General features: G+C 48.6%; 13 protein-coding genes. 12 read left to right on the forward strand and 1 reads right to left on the reverse strand.

Annotated features, from left to right (window positions below; all coding sequences use genetic code 11):
• The first annotated feature begins 327 nt into the window (after positions 1 to 327).
• The 9 genes from NDA03_RS11505 to NDA03_RS11545 all read left to right on the forward strand — a co-directional run bounded on the left by NDA03_RS11505 (position 328) and on the right by NDA03_RS11545 (position 13,861).
• Positions 328 to 5,016 (forward strand): response regulator, encoded by a 4,689-nt coding sequence (locus NDA03_RS11505; protein WP_348238079.1) that lies wholly within the window; start codon positions 328 to 330, stop codon positions 5,014 to 5,016.
• A gap of 56 nt (positions 5,017 to 5,072) precedes the next feature.
• Positions 5,073 to 6,005, forward strand: coding sequence for a PleD family two-component system response regulator (locus tag NDA03_RS11510; protein ID WP_348238080.1), 933 nt, complete (start codon positions 5,073 to 5,075; stop codon positions 6,003 to 6,005).
• Between the two features lie 173 nt (positions 6,006 to 6,178).
• Positions 6,179 to 7,012, forward strand: a complete 834-nt coding sequence (locus NDA03_RS11515; RefSeq protein ID WP_348238081.1) for a FecR family protein — start codon at positions 6,179 to 6,181, stop codon at positions 7,010 to 7,012.
• Between the two features lie 250 nt (positions 7,013 to 7,262).
• The gene (locus NDA03_RS11520) at positions 7,263 to 7,613 is read left to right on the forward strand and encodes a hypothetical protein (RefSeq protein ID WP_348238082.1); all 351 of its coding nucleotides are present in this window, start codon (positions 7,263 to 7,265) and stop codon (positions 7,611 to 7,613) included.
• Positions 7,614 to 7,618: 5 nt separating this feature from the next.
• Complete coding sequence (locus tag NDA03_RS11525; RefSeq protein ID WP_190677785.1) at positions 7,619 to 9,448, forward strand: diguanylate cyclase; 1,830 nt, start codon at positions 7,619 to 7,621, stop codon at positions 9,446 to 9,448.
• A gap of 491 nt (positions 9,449 to 9,939) precedes the next feature.
• The gene (locus NDA03_RS11530; RefSeq protein ID WP_348238083.1) at positions 9,940 to 10,554 is read left to right on the forward strand and encodes a hypothetical protein; all 615 of its coding nucleotides are present in this window, start codon (positions 9,940 to 9,942) and stop codon (positions 10,552 to 10,554) included.
• A gap of 184 nt (positions 10,555 to 10,738) precedes the next feature.
• A complete protein-coding gene (locus tag NDA03_RS11535) occupies positions 10,739 to 11,002 on the forward strand; it encodes a hypothetical protein (protein ID WP_348238084.1) in 264 nt (87 codons plus the stop codon).
• A gap of 6 nt (positions 11,003 to 11,008) precedes the next feature.
• A complete protein-coding gene (sir, locus tag NDA03_RS11540; RefSeq protein WP_348238085.1) occupies positions 11,009 to 12,991 on the forward strand; it encodes a sulfite reductase, ferredoxin dependent in 1,983 nt (660 codons plus the stop codon).
• 300 nt (positions 12,992 to 13,291) lie between these two features.
• Positions 13,292 to 13,861, forward strand: a complete 570-nt coding sequence (locus NDA03_RS11545; RefSeq protein WP_190528488.1) for a general stress protein — start codon at positions 13,292 to 13,294, stop codon at positions 13,859 to 13,861.
• A 165-nt stretch (positions 13,862 to 14,026) separates the two neighbouring features.
• Here NDA03_RS11545 and NDA03_RS11550 read toward each other — a convergent pair whose 3' ends face one another.
• A complete protein-coding gene (locus tag NDA03_RS11550) occupies positions 14,027 to 16,480 on the reverse strand; it encodes an ATP-binding protein (protein ID WP_348238086.1) in 2,454 nt (817 codons plus the stop codon).
• Between the two features lie 869 nt (positions 16,481 to 17,349).
• Between NDA03_RS11550 and NDA03_RS11555 the strand changes: the two genes are divergently transcribed.
• The 3 genes from NDA03_RS11555 (at position 17,350) to NDA03_RS11565 (ending at position 23,502) form a co-directional block, all read left to right on the forward strand.
• Positions 17,350 to 17,514, forward strand: a complete 165-nt coding sequence (locus NDA03_RS11555) for a helix-turn-helix domain-containing protein (protein WP_348238135.1) — start codon at positions 17,350 to 17,352, stop codon at positions 17,512 to 17,514.
• A 114-nt stretch (positions 17,515 to 17,628) separates the two neighbouring features.
• Positions 17,629 to 22,563 carry an ATP-binding protein gene (locus NDA03_RS11560; RefSeq protein ID WP_348238136.1) on the forward strand — a complete coding sequence of 1,645 codons (4,935 nt, stop codon included), beginning with the start codon at positions 17,629 to 17,631 and terminating at the stop codon, positions 22,561 to 22,563.
• Positions 22,564 to 23,322: 759 nt separating this feature from the next.
• A complete protein-coding gene (locus NDA03_RS11565; protein ID WP_348238137.1) occupies positions 23,323 to 23,502 on the forward strand; it encodes a hypothetical protein in 180 nt (59 codons plus the stop codon).
• Positions 23,503 to 23,525: the final 23 nt, after the last annotated feature.

Below are 23,525 nucleotides of genomic sequence, written 5' to 3' on the forward strand. Positions count from 1 at the left end.
CTTGGGCACTTAAGTGAGGAGCCGCAATACTTACTCTACTCATTTGCTATCAACCCAATTTATTGACATCCATTCTGATAAATTAAATTTTACATTAGAACGCAACTTAGTATCACAAGTGAGCGATCGCCAGCGCCAACGAATATGCTTTCTTAAATGTAAGGGCAGCTTATATTGGACACAGGTTGAAGTGGGAGTTATCTGCCCGGAAAGTTAACCTGGAAGCCGAACAACCGCTCGCAAAAGCCAGACAGACCTTCAGGGGATGAAAGCCCACAAACATCAGAGGAAGAGTTTCTGGGGCTGTATCGGCTCTAGTTCATATTGATGATGAAAATCCTTCGTCCTATCCTGCGATCGCTATCCAGATACCTTAGCAAGCCGCCTCTAAGGTATTTGCTGTTTCAGCAACCAAAAAAAAACCCAAGCCTTCTGCCTCAAGGGGAGAGCGAATATTCTTCTTTTGAGCGGCAACCATTCTTTCCGCTAAACAGCGACGCAGCCAGCCTTGAGGCTGAAGCAAATCGGCTCAAAGCACTTTATCGCTATGAAATTCTCGATACTCCGGCAGAACAAGCATTTGACGATCTGACTGCACTGGCTTCCCACATTTGTAACACTCCCATTGCCCTCATCAGCCTGGTTGATGGCAATCGCCAGTGGTTTAAGTCAAAAATTGGTCTGAAAGCAACAGAAACAGCAAAGTATTTAGCGTTCTGCGCTCACACAATTTTAAAATCAGATGAATTATTAATTGTACGCAATACGTTAGTTGATGAACGCTTTGCCAGAAATCCTCTGGTGACATCTGACCCTTATATCCGGTTTTATGCCGGAGTTCCCTTGGTAACGCCCGATGGCTTTGTTTTGGGCACCTTATGCGTAATTGACCAGATTCCTCGAAAGCTAATGAGCCAACAAATTGAAGCGCTCAAAGCGTTGGCGCGGCAAGCGATCGCTCAGATGGAACTCCGAATTCATCTCAATCAATTAGAACGCACCGTTTCTCAGCATCAACAGGTAGTGGAAGCGTTAGGAGAAAGCGATAAAAAATATCGCTCTGTCGTTGATAACGTCAAAGAAGTAATTTTTCAAACAGACGTCACAGGTTTGTGGACATTTCTGAATCCGGCTTGGACAGAAATCACCAAATTCTCGATTGCCCAAAGTCTTGGCACTCATGTTCTAAACTACGTTCATCCTGAAGATCGCCAACGCAATATAAAACTGTTTCAAGCTCTGATTCAATGCCAAACAAAATTTTACCGACAGGAGATCCGCATCCTAACCGCTGATGGCAGCTTTTGCTGGCTTGACGTTTATGCCTGCGCGACACTGGACGCTAGCGGAAGTATCGGGGGTATTTCCGGCACCTTAAATGACATTACGGATCGCAAGCAAACTGAAGAGGCACTCCAAAAGACAACCAGCTTGCAGCGGGCAATTTTGGATAGTGCCAACTACACGATCGTTTCTACAACACCAGATGGCACAATTTGTACCTTTAATGCCGCTGCCGAGAGATATTTAGGATACGCTGCTGCTGAAGTCGTGGGCAAAACAACACCCCTGCGATTTCACGATTCACGCGAAGTATTCCGGCGTGCCCAAGAATTGTCACAGGAGTTGGGAATCCCCATCGATCCAAGGTTTGAAGTTTTTGTTGCCAAGGCGCGTCGTGGAGAAGTGGACGAGCGCGAATGGACGTTTATCCGCAAAGATGGTAGTCGTTTTCCCGTGCTGGTGTCGATGACGGCGTTACGGGATACTGAGGGCAACATTACTGGGTTTCTCGGAATTGGCAGCGACATCACGCAGCGCCAGCAAGCGGAACACGAACTGCGAGAGAGCGAGGCAGGGTTACGAGCGCTGTATGAAGTGACGGCAGCTCAAGGCGGAAAAGGAACGCCGCTACACTTCGACCAACGCATCCAGCGGATGCTGAAAATGGGATGCTGGCGATTTGGCTTAGAAATCGGGACACTAGCGAAGATTGAAGGGGATAAATATTACCTGATTGCTGCTCAGGTGCCCGAAAACTCACCCATTCATCTTGCCAAAGGAAATCTTTTCGATGTTAAGCAGACTTATTGCGGTGAAGCACTGCGCTGCGACGAACCGATTTGCTTTGAGTCCGTTGAGCGATCGCAATGGTACCAGTATCCGGCAAATACCCCTTTCAGAATAGAGGCCTATATTGGTACCAGGGTAGTGGCAGGCGGGATTGTTTACGGTACCCTCAGTTTCTCCAGTTTAAAGGTGCGATCGCAACCATTCACGGTGGTAGACAAAGAGCTAGTGAAGCTCATGGCACAGTGGGTAGGAGGTGAAGTTGAGCGGGCAAAAGCCCAAGAAGCCCTACAACAGCAAGTTACCAGAACTTTGCTGCTTAAACGGATTACCCAAGAGATTCGCGCCAAGCTAGAAACACAAGAAATTTTTCAAACGACTTGTAAGTTATTGGGCGAAACATTCGCTGTGAATCGCTGTTTGATTTACTCATACATCGCCACCCCTAAACCACAAATTCCCCTAGTGGCAGAGTATTTGGAGTCTGGGTATGATTCGATAATGGATGTACAAATCCCCGTTGTTGGCAATCCCCATGCCGAACAAACAATTGCTCAAGATCGCGCGATCGCTTCCTCAAATGTCTATACCGATCCGCTGCTCCAAGAAACTGTTTCTCTGTGTCAGCAAATTCAACTCAAATCGATGCTGGCGATTCGCACTTCCTATCAAGGAGAAACTAACGGTGTGATTGGCTTGCATCAATGTAACACCTTCCGTGAGTGGACTAAAGAGGAAATTGAATTACTCGAAGCAGTGGCAGATCAAGTCGGTATTGCTCTGGCTCAAGCTTGCCTATTAGAGCAAGAAACCCGCCAACGCGAACAATTAGCTCAGCAAAATGTTGCCTTAGAAAAAGCAAAACAAGAGGCAGAAGCAGCTAACCGTGCTAAGAGTGAATTTTTAGCGACCATGAGCCACGAAATCCGCACTCCCATGAATGCGGTAATTGGCATGACTGGGTTACTACTAGATACCGAACTCAAGCCACAACAGCGAGACTTTGTAGAAACCATTCGCAACAGCGGCGATGGCTTACTCACAATTATTAATGACATCCTTGACTTCTCTAAAATTGAGTCCGGTAAGCTGGAACTGGAACAGCAACCTTTCAATCTGCGAGATTGTATCGAAGAATCGCTTGATTTGCTAGCTCACAAAGCAGCAGAAAAAAACTTGGAATTAGCGTATTTAATAGATCCTTCTGTACCGAAAATGATTGTGGGGGATGTAACGCGACTCCGCCAAATTCTGGTAAATCTAATTGCGAATGCAGTTAAATTTACACCCCAAGGGGAAGTTGTGATTTCGGTAAAAGCTCGTCAATTGGGAGAACGAGGCAGAGGGACAGGGGGGCTGGGGAGCTGGGGAGCGAATTTAGAACAAGAAATTGCTCATCTTACAGATGAAATGAACAAACCGATTTCTGTTGAAGAACTAGAAGAAAAAGCTGCAATCCAACATCGAAAACCCAAAATAAAAAATCACAAATATGCGATTCGTTTTGCCGTTAAAGATACCGGAATTGGGATTCCTTCTGACCGTATAGACCGTCTATTTAAACCCTTCAGCCAGGTTGACTCCTCTACAACTCGCAACTATGGCGGTACGGGGTTGGGATTAGCGATTAGCCGACAATTAACAGAAATGATGGGCGGGAGAATTTGGGTGGAAAGTGAAGGGGGTCAGGGTTCCACATTTTATTTCGCTGTTGTCGCCACCTCCGTTCCCACTTCAACGCTTGCTGACAGCCGCGACTCCCAACAACTGTTAGCTGGAAAACGGTTGTTGATTGTGGATGATAACGCGACCAATCGGCAAATTTTGACTTTGCAGGCGATCGCGTGGGGAATGATCTCCCGCGCCGCCACTTCTGGGGACGAAGCCCTGAACTGGCTGAGCAATGAGGAGACCTTTGATATTGCGATTCTGGATATGCAAATGCCGCAGATGGATGGCTTGAATTTAGCCGCAGAAATTCGCAAACTACCCAATACTCGGACGTTGCCATTGGTGATGTTAACTTCTCTAGGCAAGTCGGAGATAGAGCTACAAGCACAGCAAGCAAATTTTGCCGCCTTTCTGAATAAACCGATTAAACAATCTCAGCTCTACAATGTCTTGAGCGGTCTGCTTGGCGAACCCGCTGCGCTGCCAAGTCCGCGTCCCCATCCCGAACCGATTGACCCGAATCTAGCGCAACGGCTACCGCTGCGAATTCTGTTAGCCGAAGACAATGTCGTCAACCAAAAGGTGGCGCTGCATCTATTGGGGCGTCTGGGATATCGAGCGGATATCGCCAGCAACGGTTTGGAAGTGCTGCAAGCGCTGCAACGCCAACCCTATGATGTGGTTCTGATGGACGTGCAAATGCCGGAAATGGACGGATTGAGCGCTACACGACGGATCTGTGAGGAATGGCCCTACGAGCAACGTCCCTGGATTATTGCCATGACGGCGAATGCGATGCAGAGCGATCGCGAGGAGTGTTTGAGCGCGGGGATGGATAATTACGTCAGCAAGCCGATCCAGATGGAGGCGCTGCTGAAGGCACTCGCTGCTTTGCAGCCGCTTCCCCGCCTCCCCATCTCCACCTCTGCCGTTGATTTCCAGGCAATCCAAGCGCTTTGCGATATGTTTGGAGAGAATGCTTCATCCGTTCTGGTGGAAGTCATTGATAGCTTTTTGGAAGATACACCCCAAATATTGCAAGTCATTCGGAATGCAGTAGATGCTGGAGATGCCGTGGCGCTGCGACAGGCGACTCACACGCTTAAGTCAACCAGTGCGACGCTGGGAGCTATGACCCTATCCAATTTGTGTAAGCAACTCGAAGCGATCGCGAAAGACGATACTCTAGCAGGGGCACCGGAAATCGCATCGCAGATGGAGGCGGAGTATGAGCGCGTGCGCTGTGCGTTGCAAGATTTTCCTCTTTGCTCGTGATTGAAACCTCCGTCCGGAGTACATCCTATACCAATTTACGGATAGGTCTAATAAAAATGCTTTCCCTTCCCCAAGAACCCTCTATCGTCCTCGTGGTAGACGACGACAGAATCATGCGTCAGCTACTGTGTCAAGCAATGCAACAGGAAGGATACCAGGTTGTTGAAGCGAGCAATGGAGAGGAGTGCTTGAGTGCTTATGTTCGCTTTCAGCCGCATATTGTCTTGCTCGATGCCATGATGCCGGTAATGGATGGCTTCACTTGCTGCTCCAGGCTACAAGAGATCCCTTCATGCGATCGCACTCCCGTATTGATGATTACAGGTCTTGACGACAAAGAATCCGTTGACCGAGCTTTTGAGGTCGGAGCCATTGATTTCGTTACCAAACCTATTCACTGGCCCGTACTGCGTCAGCGGGTGCGGCGTTTAATCCAACAATTTCAACTTTATCAACAACTGGAGGTGGCAAACCGAGACTTGCAGCGACTTGCGACCTTCGACAGTCTGACGGGACTGGCAAACCGCCGTCGATTTGATGAGTATCTTGGTCAAGAGTGGCGGCGAATGTTACGCGAACAACTGCCCCTGTCTCTCATCTTCTGCGATATCGATTTTTTCAAAACCTACAACGATACTTACGGGCATCAAGCTGGAGATATTTGTTTACAAACTGTTGCTAGTGCCTTGTTTCGGGTGGTCAAGCGCTCGACAGATTTAGTCGCACGCTATGGCGGCGAAGAGTTTGCAGTGATTTTGCCCAATACCTCTGCTGCTGGCGGGTTGCAAGTCGCAACGGAAATTCGACAAGCTGTGAAATCTCTAGAAATTGTTCATGCCAAGTCTGCTGTTAGCCAGTATGTAACGCTGAGTTTGGGTGTCGCTGGCGCGATTCCTTTGCATGACGCTTCACCAGAAGCGTTACTTAAGGAAGCCGATGAGGCGTTGTATCGGGCAAAAGCAGGGGGACGCGATCGCGTATGCTCCTAGACGCAGCTTCTGGCGATGATGCATCGGTAGATACAATCAGCCACGCAGATATAAAAGGTGATATAAAGTGCGATCGCACGAGTCAAGTTAATATGCACAAATCATCTGAAAAAATTAAAACTGCAAAATCAAATTAGTAATTTTTAATTTTTAATTTCTACAAGAGGTGAGCGGTGAAAAGTCGTAGAGCATTCGTGTCTCTCCTGCTGTTGGTGGCTCTCTTAAGCATCGGTACAGACTCAGTGGCAAAACCTTTGCAGGTTCGACTCAACCGACGGTTAGAAGTCATTTCCTATGCAGGTAAAGTCACTTATAAACTTAGAGACGCTGCTGGGTCGGTTAGGGTCGGCTTGCGCCTTGAGGAGGTGGGCGATACTATCACGACGGGCGACGAGTCTAAAGCCGTCCTAGCCGTCGATACCGGCGTTGGCTTCGTGAATGTCTCAGAAAATACCACTCTGCAAGTACAACAATTGCAGACAATGCCTGATGGGGGAAGAATTACGCGACTTCAAGTAAAGGGGGGACAAGCTCGCCTGGAGGTACGACCGTTTACGAATCCTAATTCGCGGTTTGAAATTGAAACACCTGCCGGTTTGAGTGGCGTTCGCGGGACGCAATTTGGTGTGAGCGTCAAACCCAATGGCAAAACGAGCGTTGCCACCCTAGAAGGGAGCGTGGTCGAGGAAGCTCAGGGGCAAGCGGTAGAAGTCAATGCTGGGTTTCGGACTTTAGTGATTCCTGGCGAACCCCCTTCCCAACCAATTCCTTTGAAAGAAGAGGGTGAATTAGAGATCCGAGTTCTGGCGGCGATAGAGGGCGATCGCGTACGCATTCGCGGTCTAATCGATCCGTTCAATCTGTTGATCGTGGCGTCTACCTTACAGAATGTAGAGCGCACGGGTGAATTTGATATTACAGTACCACTGCCTAAGCAACGGAAAATTCAAGCGGTTGTGGTAACTCCTTTGGGACAACGGCAGGCGTATGAACTGCTGGTTCCGTGAGGTTGGTCGTTAGACTCGCTCAGTGCATTTTATCTGCGACCCTTCTCCCTAAAATCGCCTCGCTTTTGCCAACGCATTTTATGTTCGCAAAAGCGAATTACGCGATCGCTTAAACCTTTCGACAATAATAGAATTTAGAACCTTGGGGCATCTCAACTTACTTTTTTGGATGACCGGGGAGTGTCGTTTTGATTTAAACCCCCGGTAGATTGAGACTCTTTAAAACACCCCTCTTAAACAACAAACTCAAATGCGCTTTGATTGCCCAGCTTCCTGGCATGATTTCCAGGATGAAGCCTTCGTGCTTACGTTCCAGCAACCCCAATCGCATCTAGAACGTCGCCAACTAGAGAAAGCGCTGCGTCAAAAGGTAGGGAAATTGAAGCGATATTTTAGCACCCTCTCCCAAGCTGCCTCGATGTACTTCATCCGGGTGCAGGTGGGGACAAATCAACCGCAAGTTTGGAATGCAGGCGCACTCGCAGCCGAAGGCAGGAAAAATAAAGCATTCTTCACAGATGCCAACAAAGTGTGCAGGCTATATTGGGACAACTTTTTAAAAGTTTTTGCCGATTTATTTACGGGCGCGATCGCTTTATGACGGACATGACTCCTGCTCACCAGGCAGAGGAACGCTATGTCCTAGCCGTTAATGCCGGTCAAGTAGGACTTTGGGACTGGGATCTCCAAACTGGTGAAATGTATCTCACCGCTAGCTGGAAAGCGATGCTGGGCTATCGCGAAGACGAAATTGACAACCGTATAGAGGCTTGGCTCCATCTGGTACATCCGGATCAGCGGGAATGGGTGATGACGGCTGCAAGTATTTATCTCGAAGGGTTGACACCCCAGTATGAAATCGAACATCGGATGATCCACAAGAATGGCAATATCCGGTGGTTTCTCTGTCGGGGGATTGCATTTCGAGATGAGCAAGGCATACCTTATCGTATGGCAGGGTCAATCACTGATATCACCGAGCGCAAGCGAACCGAGGAAGCGCTTCAGGAAAGCGAGTATCGGTATTACACCTTAGCTAAAATGTCGCCGGTAGGGATTTTCCACACAGATGTAGAAGGGAACTGTTTGTATGTCAACGAGCGCTGGCGCGAACTGGCAGGATTGACCCTGGCGGAAGCACTCGGAGAAGGTTGGACGAGAGCGCTGCATCCCGACGATCGCGATCGCGTCATCAGCGAATGGAAGCAGGCGATAATAGAAAACCGGCGATTTGCCTCAGAGTATCGGTTTGGGCGTGCGGATGGAGTCGTCACCTGGGTGTTTGGTCAGGCGGTGGCGGAACAAGGAGTAGCCGGTGCGACGGTTGGTTTTATTGGCACGCTCACCGATATCACCGAACGCAAGCAGGCGGAGGAGGCACTGCGACTGCAAGTTCTCAGGGAGCAACTGATAGGGGCGATGCTAGAGCGCATCCGTCAGTCTCTCAATCTCAGCGAGATTCTGAACACGACGGTGGCAGAAGTGCGGCAATTTCTAGCCTGCGACCGAGTGATTATTTATCGTTTCGAGGCAGGCTGGCGCGGGGTTGTGGCGGTGGAGTCTGTAGACCCCAATTGGACTTCGATGCTGGGAACTCCCGTCTACGATCCCTGTTTTAAGGAAAAGTACGCCCAGCTGTATCAGCAGAGTCGGGTTCAAGCAATCGCAGATATTTACAACTCAGGACTGGGTCAGTGTCATATCGATGTGCTGGAGCAGTTTCAGGTTAAAGCGAACTTAGTCGTTCCGATTCTGCAAGGGCAACAGTTGTGGGGGTTGCTGATTGCTCATCATTGTTCGCAACCCCGACATTGGCAACCGTGGGAAATCGATCTGCTCTCTTCTTTGGCGATGCAGGTGGGTATTGCGATTCAACAAGGGCAACTCTATGAACAATTGGAGGCAGCTAACCAAAAGTTGCAGCGCCTTGCGACTTTGGACGGTCTGACGGGTCTGCCGAACCGACGCCGGTTTGATGAGTACCTAGATCAGGAGTGGCGGCGTCTGAGACGAGAAAAAGTCCCCCTGTCTCTGATCTTGTGCGATATTGACTTTTTCAAACTCTACAATGACACCTATGGTCATCAAGCCGGGGATACTTGTTTAATTACCGTCGCCAGTGCGATCGCTCAAGCTGTCAAGCGACCAGCGGATTTAGTCGCTCGATACGGGGGCGAAGAATTTGCCGTAATTTTGCCCAACACTACACAAAATGGGGCATTGCAAGTGGCAGAAGAGATTCGAGTGGCAGTGCAAGACTTAAAGATTGTCCATAGCCATTCTTTAGTTAGTCAGTATGTGACGCTGAGTTTGGGCGTTGCGACTACGGTTCCCGACTGCGATACTTCACCAGAAATATTGTTAAAGACAGCGGATGAGGCGCTTTATCAGGCAAAAGCTCTGGGACGCGATCGCGTTAGCCGATGCTGCTCTTAGCCACTCTTCGGGTTAGTGTCTGCGGTTCTTAACAGCTATAACCATCCGGCACTTTCCCGATGACCTGTGATGAGTGAAATTTAGTCTATTTTTAAAAATATCGTTACAATTATAACTTTTTAAAGTTGTTTTCCCTAATCCAGCCAGCTCCCAACTTCTTAGCTTTATAGAGCAATTTGATAGGGTTATGAGACTTTACGATTACTTTTTTTTGATGAAAATTGCCCTTAAATTTTAGACTGCTAAGACAACAAAATAGTTCCTCAAATTTTTCATGGATTTGTGCCACTTTCCAAACAGTCCACTGGCAGGAAGCCTCTATTTGAGGAAATGCTACTTCAACCCATTGCCAGAGGTAAAAACATTATTCAGATACTAAAATATTTACTGTTATTTTGGGATTTAAAGAGCTTGAAGCCATTGCCCGTAGGGGAATGCTGAGACTTAAAAGCTTTAGCAATCCTTGATTTGAGCGGGCGAAAAATTTTTTTATGGATTCCTGGAACCTTTTGCTTTGGCTAACGACTTTGAATGTAACAAAGCAACTGAAAACCAGAGAATTGAAGGAAGTAATTATGAATCGCGCTCTCAAATCCGTAGTTAAGATTTCCGTACTATCTGCACTAGCGATCGCTCCTGTTTTAATGTCTAGTTTGGATGCTTCTGCAAAACCCACTGGAACCCGAGCAAATTATGTCGGAGTTGGTGGTTCTGCTAGCGTTACAAATGGCGGACAAGATGGCGATGCTGCCGCAGTCGGCGGTGTGATTCAAGGCCGCTATGCGGTTCCCAAGACGCCAGTTTCTATTAGAGGTTCCGTGCAGTTCACCAACGAAACCAGCACTATCATTCCGATGGTTACTTATGATGTGCCTGTTACCAATAAAGCTAACTTCTACGTTGGTGGTGGCTACGGTTTGCATGAATCGGAAGGCAAACCATCTACCTTCGGCAACCGCAATGCGCCTGTAGTCACGGCTGGCGTCGAAGCAGAAGTTGCCAAGAACGTTGTAGTCTTCAGCGATGCCAAACTGGGAATCAAGCCTTACGAAAACAGTCCTGCTTCTTCTGTTAGCGTCCAGCTAGGAGTCGGCTACGGATTCTAAGATTAACGCTCTCTCTATCGTTCTTGGCGGTGTTTGGTTCGAGATATTTTGACTTAACTGACTTCTAACAAAGTGGGACAGGCTTTATCAACCTGTCCCACTTTGTTTTTATAGCGGTTCTCACTTGGGTTTGATACACCGCACAGTAGGGTAGCTATGCTAACCTACCGATGGAGCTGATTCAATGGACGGCTTAAGATTGCTAGGCTCAAAAATCGGGTTAGGCGCGAAAGACTCGACGCTCTTACTTGCATCACTGCATCCCTGCATCACGGTGTGGCGAACCGAAGGGCGTCCTCTGAGGATATCCCTTTCTGCAAGAATTGTTAAAATCTGGGGATTTTCTCACCTATCGCTAAAGATTAAGAATGGTGATAGTACCATGAATGTATACGCCGTAATCCCGATAGATTTTCCGGTGATCCAGTTCAACCGTTCAGCCCCCTAGTTTCCGATGGTTAAATCTCCGATTTCCCCTGTTCAAAAGCTTTCTAAAGTAGAAGGACTCAAAGAACGCAGCAACTTTTTACGCGAACCTGTGGCAACTGAGCTACTGGAAGACACCAACAGCTTCACAGAAGATGCCACCCAGATTCTCAAATTTCACGGATCGTACCAGCAGGATAACCGGGACAACCGGGTGAAGGGTCAGGAAAAAGATTACCAGTTCATGCTGCGTACCCGTAATCCGGGGGGCTTCATTCCACCGCAACTGTATCTGACCTTAGACCGCCTGGCTGAGGAATATGGCAATGGAACGCTACGCGCTACGACTCGCCAGGGTTTTCAGCTGCATGGAATTTTAAAGAAAAATCTCAAAGCATCCATCGCTGCCATCATTAAAAACATGGGGTCAACGCTGGGAGCCTGCGGCGATCTCAACCGCAATGTGATGACGCCCCCAGCGCCTTATAAAAATCGCCGGGACTACGAATATACCTGGGAGTATGCCAACAATATTGCTGACCTACTGGCACCGCAAACAGGTGCATATTATGAAATTTGGCTAGATGGCGAAAAGTCCATTAGCGCGGAAGAAAACCCAGAGGTAAAGGCGGCGCGGCAACGCAACGGCAACGGCACCGTCGTTCACGGGAAAGAAGAACCGCTATATGGCGATCGCTATATGCCCCGGAAATTTAAGTGTGCCGTAACGGTACCAGGGGATAATTCGGTTGACCTCTATTCCCAAGATGTCAGCTTGGTGGTGATTACCAACACCGAGGGAGAACTAGAGGGATTTAATGTCTTTGCGGGTGGTGGTTTAGGACGCACTCACAACAAAGAAGAGACATTTCCCCGGATGGCAGATCCCATCGGGTATGTAGAGAAACAAGATATCTACGATCTAATCAAAGCGATTGTCGCCACTCAAAGAGATTATGGCGATCGCGCAAACCGCCGTCATGCGCGGATGAAATACCTAATTGAAGATTGGGGCGTCGAGAAGTTCCGCGCCAAAGTCGAAGAATACTTTGGCAAACCGCTGGCAGCTTTTAAAGAGTTACCGCCGTTTAAATACAAAGATTTCTTGGGATGGAACGAACAAGGCGACGGCAAGCTGTTTCTAGGAATTCCGATTGAAAATGGTCGGGTGAAGGACGAAGGTAACTTTAAGCTCAGAACTGCACTGCGGGAAATCGTGCAGAAGTTCTCGCTACCGATTCGCCTGACACCCAACCAAAACTTGCTGTTTTACGAAATTGACCCGGCGCAAAAAACCGAAATTCAGCAAATTCTTGACCACTGTGGCGTTCAGGCAGACCCCAATCAACTTGACCCGTTGGTGCGCTATTCAATGGCTTGCCCCGCCATGCCGACTTGCGGCTTGGCGATTACCGAATCGGAACGGATCATGCCGGATCTCTTGAATCGGGTTCGGGCGCTGCTGAAAAAAGTGGGATTGGAAAACGAACACTTTATCGTGCGGATGACGGGTTGCCCGAATGGTTGCGCTCGTCCCTATCTGGCAGAATTAGGATTTGTCGGGAGTGCGGCTGAATCTTATCAGATTTGGCTAGGGGCTTCACGCGACCAAACGCGACTCTCTAGAGCCTATATGGATCGGCTGCACATTAACGAGCTAGAAACCGAATTAGAGCCGATTTTCGTTTACTTCAAGCAGTCGCGGCAACCCCAAGAAGGTTTTGGGGATTTCTGCGATCGCGTTGGTTTTGATGCGATTCGTCAATTTACAGTTGACTATGAGTCAGAAGCAGTCTCTCCTCAGTCAGATACCGGGTTGATTAATGAGGTGGTGCTGCCAGAAGAATCAGAAATTGCAGTTGCAGCTAAAATCCGTCGTCGGATCAATGTCCGGGATGATGTTTACAGCCGCTTGAAAGCAGAAGCAGCCCGTCAGGGTAAGCCCATGACTCAATTGGCAACTGAGGTAATCGAAGCTTTCTTACAGGCGAATCAAAAGCCTAACGAGTAATCCGGCTGGCGACTCAGTAATCTTAAAGTCTGGTTGATTCCCCTAATTTCCCAGAACCCCAACCCTTTCCCGCTTGCGGGGAGGGGTTCTTTATATGATGGGCAAGTAGACGGATTTGAGATGAGTCTTCAATCATTCAACTCAGCCGTAACAAAACGCCCGGAGAGACTCTACCTCCGAGTTACATCTAGGGATTGATGGATCTAGTAGCAGAAAATACCAAAATTTCAACATCAAGGATTAAAAAATCAATTCTGCATTTGTGGATTCGCGATGCAGATATGGCAATCGGAGGGAAAAATGACTGTAGCTGAAAATAAGCGTGCTGTGGGGGTATTTTCTAATCGTCAAGATGCAGAAACTGCACTCGATGAAGTTAACAAAGCTGGCTTCCCAATAGATAGGGTTTCGGTAATTACCACACAAGCAAAACCTGACGATCAACTTGCCGGTGCGAATATGAGCGATCGCATTGGTGATGAAGCTAGCGTCACTGCTGCCACAAAAGCCAACGCAAATACTAACGTTGGGCTGTTTGGTGGCATATTCACCAGTCTTAGCACTTTAGCCGTTCCTGGTGTGGGGGCTGTAATGGCAGCGGGTGGTCTGGGCTTGACACTAGCCGGTACGATTGCTGGTGTTGGGATTGGAACAGCGGCAACGAATCGCCTGATTGAGGCATTAACCGATCTCGGCATTCATGAAGATGACGCTAAAGTTTATAGCGATCGCCTGTTCTACAATTACTATTTGGTAATTGTGGATGGAACAGACGAGGAAATCGCCAAAGTTGAAGGAGTTTTTCGCGAGCGGGGAATTCAGGATTGGGCTGTTTATAACCGACCCAACGATTCACCTGTCTTGTCCTAAATTTCCAAGAATACCAAGATCCAATTTTCACCAAGTTAGGTGAATCTAGATTTGAGAAAGTTTCACTAAACTTTTCTCAAATCTATTTTATCCTTACTTTTTTGTTGATCGGTAGTGGGGAATTTTGCCCTAAATTGCCTTCTAAACTGATTGCTCAATCAATTCCTACGATGGTTGCGGTGATTGTTGGATCGGAATCTCGATCGCAAATTCTGCTCCTTGTCCGGGTGCCGAAATGCACCGCAACTGTCCCCCATGTGTCTCTGTCACTATCTGGTAGCTAATCGCTAATCCCATCCCCGTTCCCTTCCCAACCGCCTTGGTGGTGAAGAAGGGGTCAAATAACCGTTGCTGAATATCTTTAGCAATCCCCACTCCATTATCTGCAATCCGAATCGCAATTTGTTTTGATGCCAAAACTTGCGTGCGAATTGTAATTCGACTGGGGTTGGCTTGCCGATCTTGGTAGCTGCGCTTGAAGTTAAACTCCTCTATAGCATCAATCGCGTTGCTGAGGAGGTTCATAAATACCTGGTTGAGTTGTCCGGCATGGCACTCAATTTTAGGTAACTGACCATACTCCTTGACAACTTCAATGGCTGGATGATCTGGCTTCGCCTTAAGACGGTTTTGCAAAAGCATCAGTGTGCTATCAATGCCCTGGTGAATATCCACATCCTTGACTTCTGATTCATCCAAACGGGAAAACACACGCAGCGAGTAAACAATATCACGAATACGCTGAGCGCCAACTTGCATCGAGGCAAGGAGTTTGGATAAATCTTCTTTGAGAAATTCCAGTTCCATGTCCTCTGCTTTGTCTTGAATCTGGGGCGTGGGCTGAGGATACTGCTCTTGGTACAGCTGAATCAACTCTAGTAAATCTTGGATGTAAGAGCTGGCATGAGTGAGATTGCCGTAGATAAAGTTGACTGGATTATTGATTTCGTGGGCAATGCCTGCCACCATCTGACCCAAACTAGACATTTTCTCGCTCTGCACCAGATGGAGTTGGGTCTGGTTAAGTTTGCTCAGCGTTTGGTTGAGCAGTGTAATCTGTTGTTGGGTTTGGTTGTACAGCTGAGCCTGAGTAATAGCAACTGCTAACTGATCGACAACTGCTTTGAGTAATTCCCGATCTAGTGGACTTAGGGAATGAGCGTGCAAACCAATGAGATAGCCGCAGCAGCCATCTAGAAGCGGGATAGGGAGTGCAAGGTAGGCGTGAGCTTTTAACTCTAGAGGTGTTTGCTCTAACTCAGCATCAACAAACAACAGATGAAGTGCTTCTGTCTGCTGTAGACAAGCTGCTATGTCTATACACGAATTGGACTGAAACTTTCTTGGCTGAATCGTCAATGTTTGGGCGTGAGAGTCGCCAACCAGCTCAAGGGTTTGGGATTGGGGATCGTACCAGCCAAACAGCACTCTATCAAGCTGTGTTAAGGTTGCCAGTTCTGTAACCGTCGTCTGAACAATGGTTTGTAGCTCTAAAGATTCTCGAATGCGACGCACCAAACGGTTGAGTAGAGCTTCCTGTTCGGCACGAGTGCGAGTTTGCTCAAACAGCTGCACCTGTCGCCATGCACCCATTAGGGCAATCAGCAACAATCCGCCTAAAACGGTCGCTAGGAGGTTGAGTGCCCCTAAGTTAGATTCGATATTCTGGTGAGGAATAACCAGCGCAATTGACCAATCCGCTTCTTTTAGGGGTACGTAGGCAACGTAGTTCCAGCTGTCATTGACTCGTATTAGTTTAATCCCTGCTTGTTTGGCAACCATTGACTGGGCGATCGCTGCCAGTGCCGGATTGGAAGATTGTAAGAAGCTGGGTGCCTCATGCTCTGCGGAGCCAATCATCTTGGGGTCAGGATGGGCAATCGCCACCCCTGTGGAGTTGAGTGCAAAGGCATAGCTGCCAGCTCCCTCTTGGAGCCTGCTGACTACCTGAATCACTCGGTCAACTTTAATCGCTCCACCCATTGCTCCCAGCACTTGAGTCCCTGAATCCCCCATAATTGGAGCGCTGATATTGATTTGTAGAAGGCCTGTGGTGCGACTGACTACGGGATTCGCGGCACTGACTTGCCCTGAAATTGCCTTGATAAACCATTCCCGGTCTTTAATATTTTTGCGATGAGGACCGACGCTGGTATTCGCACCCCAACCCTCGGAGTTGACAATTGACAGCTGGTGAATTTCTTTAAACCGTTGCAATTCCGACTTTAAATAAGGCTGGGCGACTGACCAATCTATAGAGCGCACGAGGGGACTGTTCGCCAGCATCTCTACCTCAGTCTTCCGATTAGATAGCCACTGGTCAATCTCATCTCGTCCCTGCTGGACTTTCAGTAAGGCTTGTTGCTGGAGGTTCTCCAGAATCAGTCCCCGCACAACCTGATAGCTAACTACAGCGATCGCACTCACCCCCAAAGTTGACCCTGCCAGTATCGATAAAACAATTAGGTCACGAGGTTGCCATCTTTGCTTGTAGCGATGCTGCTTTTTTGGCAGCCTTGACCAAAACGCTTTAGAAAAATTGAATTTCCCCAATTTGGGAAATGCTTCCCGGCTACTTTTTTGGCTAGCTGAGTTAGCCTGGTTGTTTAGGATGGACACTCTTACTGCTACCTGCTATCGACTTGAGAAATAGGAGATTTCCAAGGAATTTAAGATTGAAAAAGTTGAAAGAGTTCAATGTTATGCTCCACAATCAGCTAGTTTTCTCTAAGAATCATATGGAGATGTTCTGCTCTCGCAACTCTTTTACCTGTAAATTTAGATACTACCACCGGATAATTGAACCAGCATTGGCACAATTGCTGAATCTTCATCCTGATAAAAGTCTCAAGTTTAAAGGTCAATTGAATAAATTCGATTCTTCCTCAAGTCGCGAGCAATGAGCGTGTCGAGGGAACTCAAGCTCAGGGCGGCTTAGGGTTAACAATGGATTCGCAAGTTAAGCTCGCATCTTTTCCCTTTTCGGGCAGGGCATTGGGAAAGGATACTTATATTTTCCAGCTTTACAGATATATCGCACATTCTGCACCCCCTACTGTCACAATCGGTTATTTCGGTTTTTTTATCTAACAAAGGTGATTTCTTATACAAAAAAATGTAAATATGTTTTGCGATCGCAAGCCCAAAATTTTTAAATGTCGAAAATTCGGAGTATGGCAGTTTAGGTTGTGGAATGGGGGTTAAATCAGCGTGCAGATAGCGGCTGGTTATGCAAGCAGCATTCTTCCGATCCAGGGTTGCCTGCACTAGATGGTACGGGGAGCGATCGCCTGTGAAAATTGACCTGTTCAAAGACAGTTACTTAGTGATAAAAATCCTTTCTGTCAATGACTAGGAGGGGAAGAGAATGAAGAGAAACTAGCCCCATTCTGGCTAATAGATGGAAGGATATCGCACCGGCTATCGTTCAATTTTACGCATTAAGATAGAGGGATTTGTGCCCAAGAACCACACTTGAACAGCTAGAGGTGGCGGGGTTAGTCCGCGAGACTCGCCCGCGGCCTGAACTTTCACAGGAAAAGTTCGCAACGCTACTTGGGGTATCGTTCCATAGTGTGAATCGATGGGAAAACAAACGAACGTGCCCCTTACCACTCGGTTGGAAGCAGATTGAAACACTGCTGCAATCATAATGGGGGAACAGGTCGAAGACGACTAGCCAGGTATTTCGAGGAGCAGGAGTTGCGCCAGTGACATTTGCAGACAAAGGAAGGGCTGCTGACAGCATTTTTGTTGCAGGCGGCGAAATGGGGAATCTGATGCGATCGCTCGATTGGTCGCAGACTCCCTTAGGAGATGTAACCTACTGGCCCCAAAGTTTGCGGAGCGCTGTCAGCATTTTGCTGCCTTCAAAAGCTCAGATTTGCCTGTTCTGGGGAACTGAATTGATCGCGCTCTACAACGATGCTTATCGCCCTGCTTTGGCATCGAAGCATCCTTGGGCGCTGGGTCGCCCTGCTCGTGAGCTGTGGAGCGAAGTTTGGGACGCGCTCAAACCCTTGCTAGATGGAGTTGTCACGACTGGAGAAGCCTTCTGGGCGCGAGATTATTTGTTCTTTCTCAATCGCTACGGGTACAGCGAGGAAACTTACTTTGATGTATCCTATGACCCCGTGCGGGACGAGAGCGGGGAAGTCGGCGGCATTTTTTGCATCGTCAGCGAGACAACCGGGCGAGTTCTGGGCGATCGCCGCTTACAAACATTAAGCTTACTGGCGAGCAAAACAGCTCAAGCCAAGACGGTTGAAGCTGCCTGTAGAACGGCAATTCAGGCTTTAGCCACCAATGCTCACGATATTCCGTTTGCCCTGCTTTATCGAGTGGCGGCAGATGGCAAGCAAGCGACTCTGGTTGAAACGGCTGGATTCGAGGCGGAAACCTCAGCAACGCCAGCAATCGTAGACCTGACTCAAGACAATGACGGATGGGGATTGAGACGAATTCATCAGACTGGGCAAGCCGTTATTGTTGATGTAGCAACTCGCTTCGGGGAGTTACCGAAGGGAACCTGGGATAGGTCGCCTGCTGCTGCCTGGGTTGTGCCAGTGACCCAATCGGGACAACCTCAGATTGTTGGGTTTTTGGTGTTGGGAATCAATCCCCATCGAGCCTTTGAGAATGAGTACCGAGAATTTTTTGACTTAGTGGCAGGCAATGTCACGAATGCGATCGCGAATGCCCGTGCGTTTGAAGAAGAACGCCAGCGAGTGGAAGCACTGGCAGAACTGGATCGCGCCAAAACGTCCTTCTTCAACAATATCAGCCACGAATTCCGTACTCCCCTGACGCTGATGCTATCGCCGCTAGAGCAGACGCTAGCCGAATTAGAGGGAAGCATTCCGACCAAAGCGCGATCGCAACTCGAACTGGTGCAGCGCAACGGGAAGCGCTTGCTGAAGCTCGTCAATACCCTGCTCGATTTTTCGCGCATTGAAGCCGGACGCGCTCAGGCAAACTACCAGCCAACCGATTTGGCAACCTATACGGCTGAATTAACGAGTCTATTTCGTTCTACCGTTGAGCAAGCGGGACTGAAACTTACGGTTGATTGTCCTCCCTTACCAGAACCGATTTATGTAGATCGGGATATGTGGGAGAAGATTGTGTTGAATCTGCTCTCGAATGCCTTTAAGTTTACGTTTGAAGGAGAAATTGCGGTGGTTCTGCGTCCGGTCGGCGACCATGTGGAACTGATGGTGCGCGACACGGGTACGGGTATCCCATCTGCCGAGCTTCCCAAACTGTTTGAGCGGTTTCATCGCGTTGAGGGGGCACGGGGACGCACCTTTGAAGGTACAGGAATCGGGCTATCGTTGGTGCAGGAACTCGTGCAGTTGCAAGGTGGAGCGATCGCTGTTGACAGTACGCTGGGTCGGGGCAGTACCTTCACTGTGCGGCTGCCAATGGGAACGGCTCATTTGCCGAGTGATGACATTCACGCCAGCCGCGCCCAAGCCTCCACCGCTTTTGGTGCAATTCCTTATGTTGAAGAAGCTTTAGGTTGGCTACCCGAAGAAAATGCAGCGCCGAGGTTGCAGACCGCAGAAAACGCTCAACGAACCTCAGATGCTCCAATCTCGACAGCTACCGCCCGGATTCTGCTAGTCGATGATAACGCCGATATGCGCGACTATCTGCACCGCCTCCTCAGCCAGTTTTATCAGGTGGAAATGGCGAAAGATGGCGAAACCGCTCTAACTGCCGTATATAATCGTGCGCCTGACCTGATCCTCAGCGATGTGATGATGCCAGGAATGGATGGTTTTGAGTTGCTCAGGCGGTTAAGAGCTGATGCCAAAACTCGCGAAATTCCATTTTTGCTGCTATCTGCTCGCGCCGGAGAAGAATCGGCTATCGCAGGACTGGAAGCTGGAGCCGATGATTATCTGGTGAAGCCCTTTAGCTCCGGTGAATTGCTTGCCCGTGTTGCTGCCAATTTAGAACTGGGGCGATCGCGCCAAGCAGCTAGTCAGCAGCGCTTTCGCTTCCTGGCTGAATCTATTCCCCAAATGGTTTGGACGGCTGATGCCAGCGGTTGGGTAGATTATTACAGCCCCGGCTGGTTTGACTACACCGGATTGACGTTGGAGCAAATCCAGGGGAGCGGTTGGCAAAACACACTCCATCCAGACGATCGGCTCCGGACTATTGAGGCGTGGACTCAATCTACTGAAATGGGCACAAACTACGATATCGAACATCGTTTGAGAAGGGCAGATGGAATTTATTGTTGGCATCTCACCCGCGCCCTACCCATGCGCGACGAAAACGGTCAAGTCATTCGCTGGTTTGGTACCTGCACGGATATTACCGAGCGCAAACAAGCAGAAGAAGCTTTGCGAGAAAGTGAGGAGCTAAAGCAAAGCATTCTAGAGAGCAGTACTGACTGCATCAAAGTCTTAGCGTTGAACGGTGAAATTCTCTACATCAATCCTGGTGGGCTGTGTCTTTTAGAAATCGACGAGCCGAAATCTATCCTTTATCGCGTCTGGGCTGATTTGTGGGAGGGCAAAGATTATGAAAAAGCCCAAGCTGCGATCGCTGCTGCCAAAATCGGCAACATCGCTCAATTTCAAGGCTATCGCCCTACCACCAAGGGCACACCGAAATGGTGGGATATCATTATTACGCCGGTGCGAGATGCTAAGGGACAAGTAGTGCAACTACTTGCTATTTCACGGGATATTACGGAAGCGAAGCGCATTGAAGCCGAACGCCAACAAGCTGAACTAGCGCTGAGAGAAGCCCATGTGCAGTTAGAATCTGCTTTGGCAGCGGGAGCCGTCTACACTTGGCGCTGGAGTATTCCCGGCGATCGCGTTAGGGTCAATGCTGCGTTTGCTCGCCTGTTTGCTGTAGACCCGGTGAGTGCGACATCAGAAGGCTTGCCGATCGAGTTCTTTATCAACTCCATGCACGAGGAAGACCGTCCTCGCGTTTCAGTTGCAATTGAGCAGGCGATCCACACAGGTGAGGAATATGCTGCTGAGTACCGCGTTCGGACTGTCAGTGGTGAGGAACGTTGGCTAACGGCACGGGGTCGAGTTGAGTATGATGCAGCAGGGAAACCTGTTTCTTTTCCTGGCGCACTCGTCGATATTACCGAGCGCAAACAAGCAGAAGTGGCCTTGCGCCAATCAGAGGAACGCTATCGAACGCTGTTTGAGTCCATTGACGAAGGCTTTTGCCTCATCGAGATGCAGTTTGATGCAAATAACAAGCCGATCGATTACCGCTTTTTGGAGACTAATCCGGCGTTTGGGAAACAAACGGGACTCGAACAGGCAGCGGGCAAAACGGCGCGTCAGCTCATTCCAAATCTTGAAAAGCACTGGTACGAGATTTACGGCAAAGTCGCCCTAACAGGTGAATCCATTCGCTTCGAGAATGGTTCCCAAGTGATGAACCGTTGGTTCGATGTTTATGCGTTCCGCGTTGGGCAGCCGGAGAGCCGAAAAGTTGCCGTACTGTTCAAAGATATTAGCGATCGCAAGCGTAGTGAAATCGAACGAGAACAAATTCTGCAACGAGAACAAGCCGCACGGGAAGCTGCCGAACAGGCAAATCGCATTAAAGATGAGTTTCTAGCCGTACTGTCTCACGAGTTGCGATCGCCTCTCAACCCGATCTTGGGCTGGTCTCAGCTACTGCAAAACCGCAAGATGGATCAAGTGCGAACGACTTATGCCCTACAGATCATCGAACGCAATGCCAAACTGCAAGTGCAGCTCATTGATGATTTGCTCGATGTTTCTCGAATTCTTCAAGGCAAACTCAGCCTCAATGTCGATCCGGTCAATCTAGCAACCACCATCACCGCCGCACTGGAAACAGTGCAGTTAGCCGCCGCCGCCAAATCGATTCAAATTCAAACAATTTTGGAACCAGAGGTTGGGCAAGTTTTAGGCGATTCAGGTCGCTTGCAGCAAGTCATTTGGAACTTGTTATCCAACGCCGTCAAGTTTACCCCGTCAGGAGGACGAGTTGAAATTCGCTTAGAGCAGATTGAGGCTGAAGCTCAAATTACGGTCAGCGACACAGGTAAAGGGATTCTCCCCCAATTTCTGCCCCATGTCTTTGAATACTTTCGCCAAGCTGATAGCGCCACGACTCGACAATTTGGTGGATTAGGATTGGGCTTAGCGATCGTCCGTCAAATCGTTGAATTACATGGTGGCAGTGTTCGTGCAGACAGCCCTGGGGAAGGGCAGGGAGCCACTTTTACGGTGAAATTCCCGTTGATGTCGCAGCACTCAACCATTCCTCAAATCGTTCGCGAGTCCAAATCTCTCTCAGGCTTGCAAGGTATCAAAGTGTTAGTGGTAGATGACACGACAGATATGCGCGAGTATGTCGCCTTTGTCTTAGAACAGGAAGGGGCAGAGGTTGTGGCGGTCGGTTCAGCAGCGGAAGCTCTTGCCACGTTAGCTCAGTTTCAGCCAGCGGTGCTGGTGAGTGACATTGGGATGCCCGAAATGGATGGGTATATGCTGTTGCGGCAAGTGAGACGGTTGCCCGCAGAGCAAGGCGGTGAGATTCCGGCGATCGCTCTCACGGCGTATGTGGGGGAACTAAATCAACAACAAGCGATCGCTGCCGGATTCCAGCGGCACCTTTCTAAGCCGATCGAGTCAGCCGCGTTAATTGCAGCGATCGTCGATCTCATCAAGAATGCAAATTAAGACTGCTTGTTTAGTGGTTCAATACTGCCCCTTCTGGGCTTTTTGGTGAGGGATTAGGGGTGAAGTTTCAAATGTATTTCACTCAAGCGACTGCTATCGCAATCCTATTTAAGTTGTGAGCCAGTCCTTCCGATCCCCGACTTCTATCTCGAAGTCGGGGATCTCGGCTTTAGGAATTATTTAGGAGTGCTATATATAATTTCTTTTTTCTGGACAAGGGTAGCAGCGGATTGTGGATATTAGAGGTCGGTAAAGTTTGTTGCGACAGGTTTTCTAGGAACGTGGGCGTGTCAAGTGCCGGTTTAAAGACGAGGGGGAAAAATCAAAATTTTCTTCTATTTTTGTTTTATTTAGGCGATGATTCGCACTCTTTAAAGCTTCCTTTGTCGGGGGGCGAGTGCAGGTGTCTTAGAAACCTCTTGCCAAGAGCTTAATCTGGTTTACCCAGGTTAAACACCTGCTAAAATTTTTTGCCCCCCGGAGTCCGGATACCGTACCAGGAGATGATCCCCAGGATAGATGAACAAAACCTATGTTCAGTTCTATCTTTATTTATCAGAGCGGTCAACACGCTTAATATTCGGTCTTAGGGCATTAGCATCTCGCAACCAAAAAGTTTCATTAACCACATCTTTTTTTAAGGTTCGAGAAGCTCAAAGTTAATTTATTTTTTCAGATTGTGTTCGCCTATACATTCGCTTGAGTGACCAAGGCTTCAGGGGTGTACTTTTTGTGAATAAGGAGTTTAATAAAATGCGAATGAATACTTGCCATTGTTGCGGCAGTCCTCTTCTACGTCATGCGCGGCAAAATGGGGTTTATTGGTTTTGTACTTCATGCCGACAAGAAATGCTGCCTATAGCCCTGGATCAAACACTTCCCCTTCATCAAGCGGTTCAGGGAGCGCGATCGCTTTCTCTGAAACTGGTGAAACCATAAAACAGTTCCCTTCCCTTATTTGG

Origin of the sequence: Trichocoleus sp. Lan (genome assembly GCF_039961855.1) — a bacterium.
GTDB lineage: Bacteria > Cyanobacteriota > Cyanobacteriia > Cyanobacteriales > FACHB-T130 > FACHB-T130.

What these genes read in the sequence shown, in the direction of transcription:
- NDA03_RS11505 (WP_348238079.1), top strand. Translation starts at nt 328, where the DNA reads ATGATGAAAATCCTTCGTCCTATCCTGCGATCGCTATCCAGATACCTT.
- NDA03_RS11510 (WP_348238080.1), top strand. Translation starts at nt 5,073, where the DNA reads ATGCTTTCCCTTCCCCAAGAACCCTCTATCGTCCTCGTGGTAGACGAC.
- NDA03_RS11520 (WP_348238082.1), top strand. Translation starts at nt 7,263, where the DNA reads ATGCGCTTTGATTGCCCAGCTTCCTGGCATGATTTCCAGGATGAAGCC.
- NDA03_RS11525 (WP_190677785.1), top strand. Translation starts at nt 7,619, where the DNA reads ATGACTCCTGCTCACCAGGCAGAGGAACGCTATGTCCTAGCCGTTAAT.
- NDA03_RS11530 (WP_348238083.1), top strand. Translation starts at nt 9,940, where the DNA reads ATGGATTCCTGGAACCTTTTGCTTTGGCTAACGACTTTGAATGTAACA.
- NDA03_RS11535 (WP_348238084.1), top strand. Translation starts at nt 10,739, where the DNA reads ATGGACGGCTTAAGATTGCTAGGCTCAAAAATCGGGTTAGGCGCGAAA.
- sir (WP_348238085.1), top strand. Translation starts at nt 11,009, where the DNA reads ATGGTTAAATCTCCGATTTCCCCTGTTCAAAAGCTTTCTAAAGTAGAA.
- NDA03_RS11545 (WP_190528488.1), top strand. Translation starts at nt 13,292, where the DNA reads ATGACTGTAGCTGAAAATAAGCGTGCTGTGGGGGTATTTTCTAATCGT.
- NDA03_RS11560 (WP_348238136.1), top strand. Translation starts at nt 17,629, where the DNA reads ATGGGGAATCTGATGCGATCGCTCGATTGGTCGCAGACTCCCTTAGGA.
- NDA03_RS11565 (WP_348238137.1), top strand. Translation starts at nt 23,323, where the DNA reads ATGAATACTTGCCATTGTTGCGGCAGTCCTCTTCTACGTCATGCGCGG.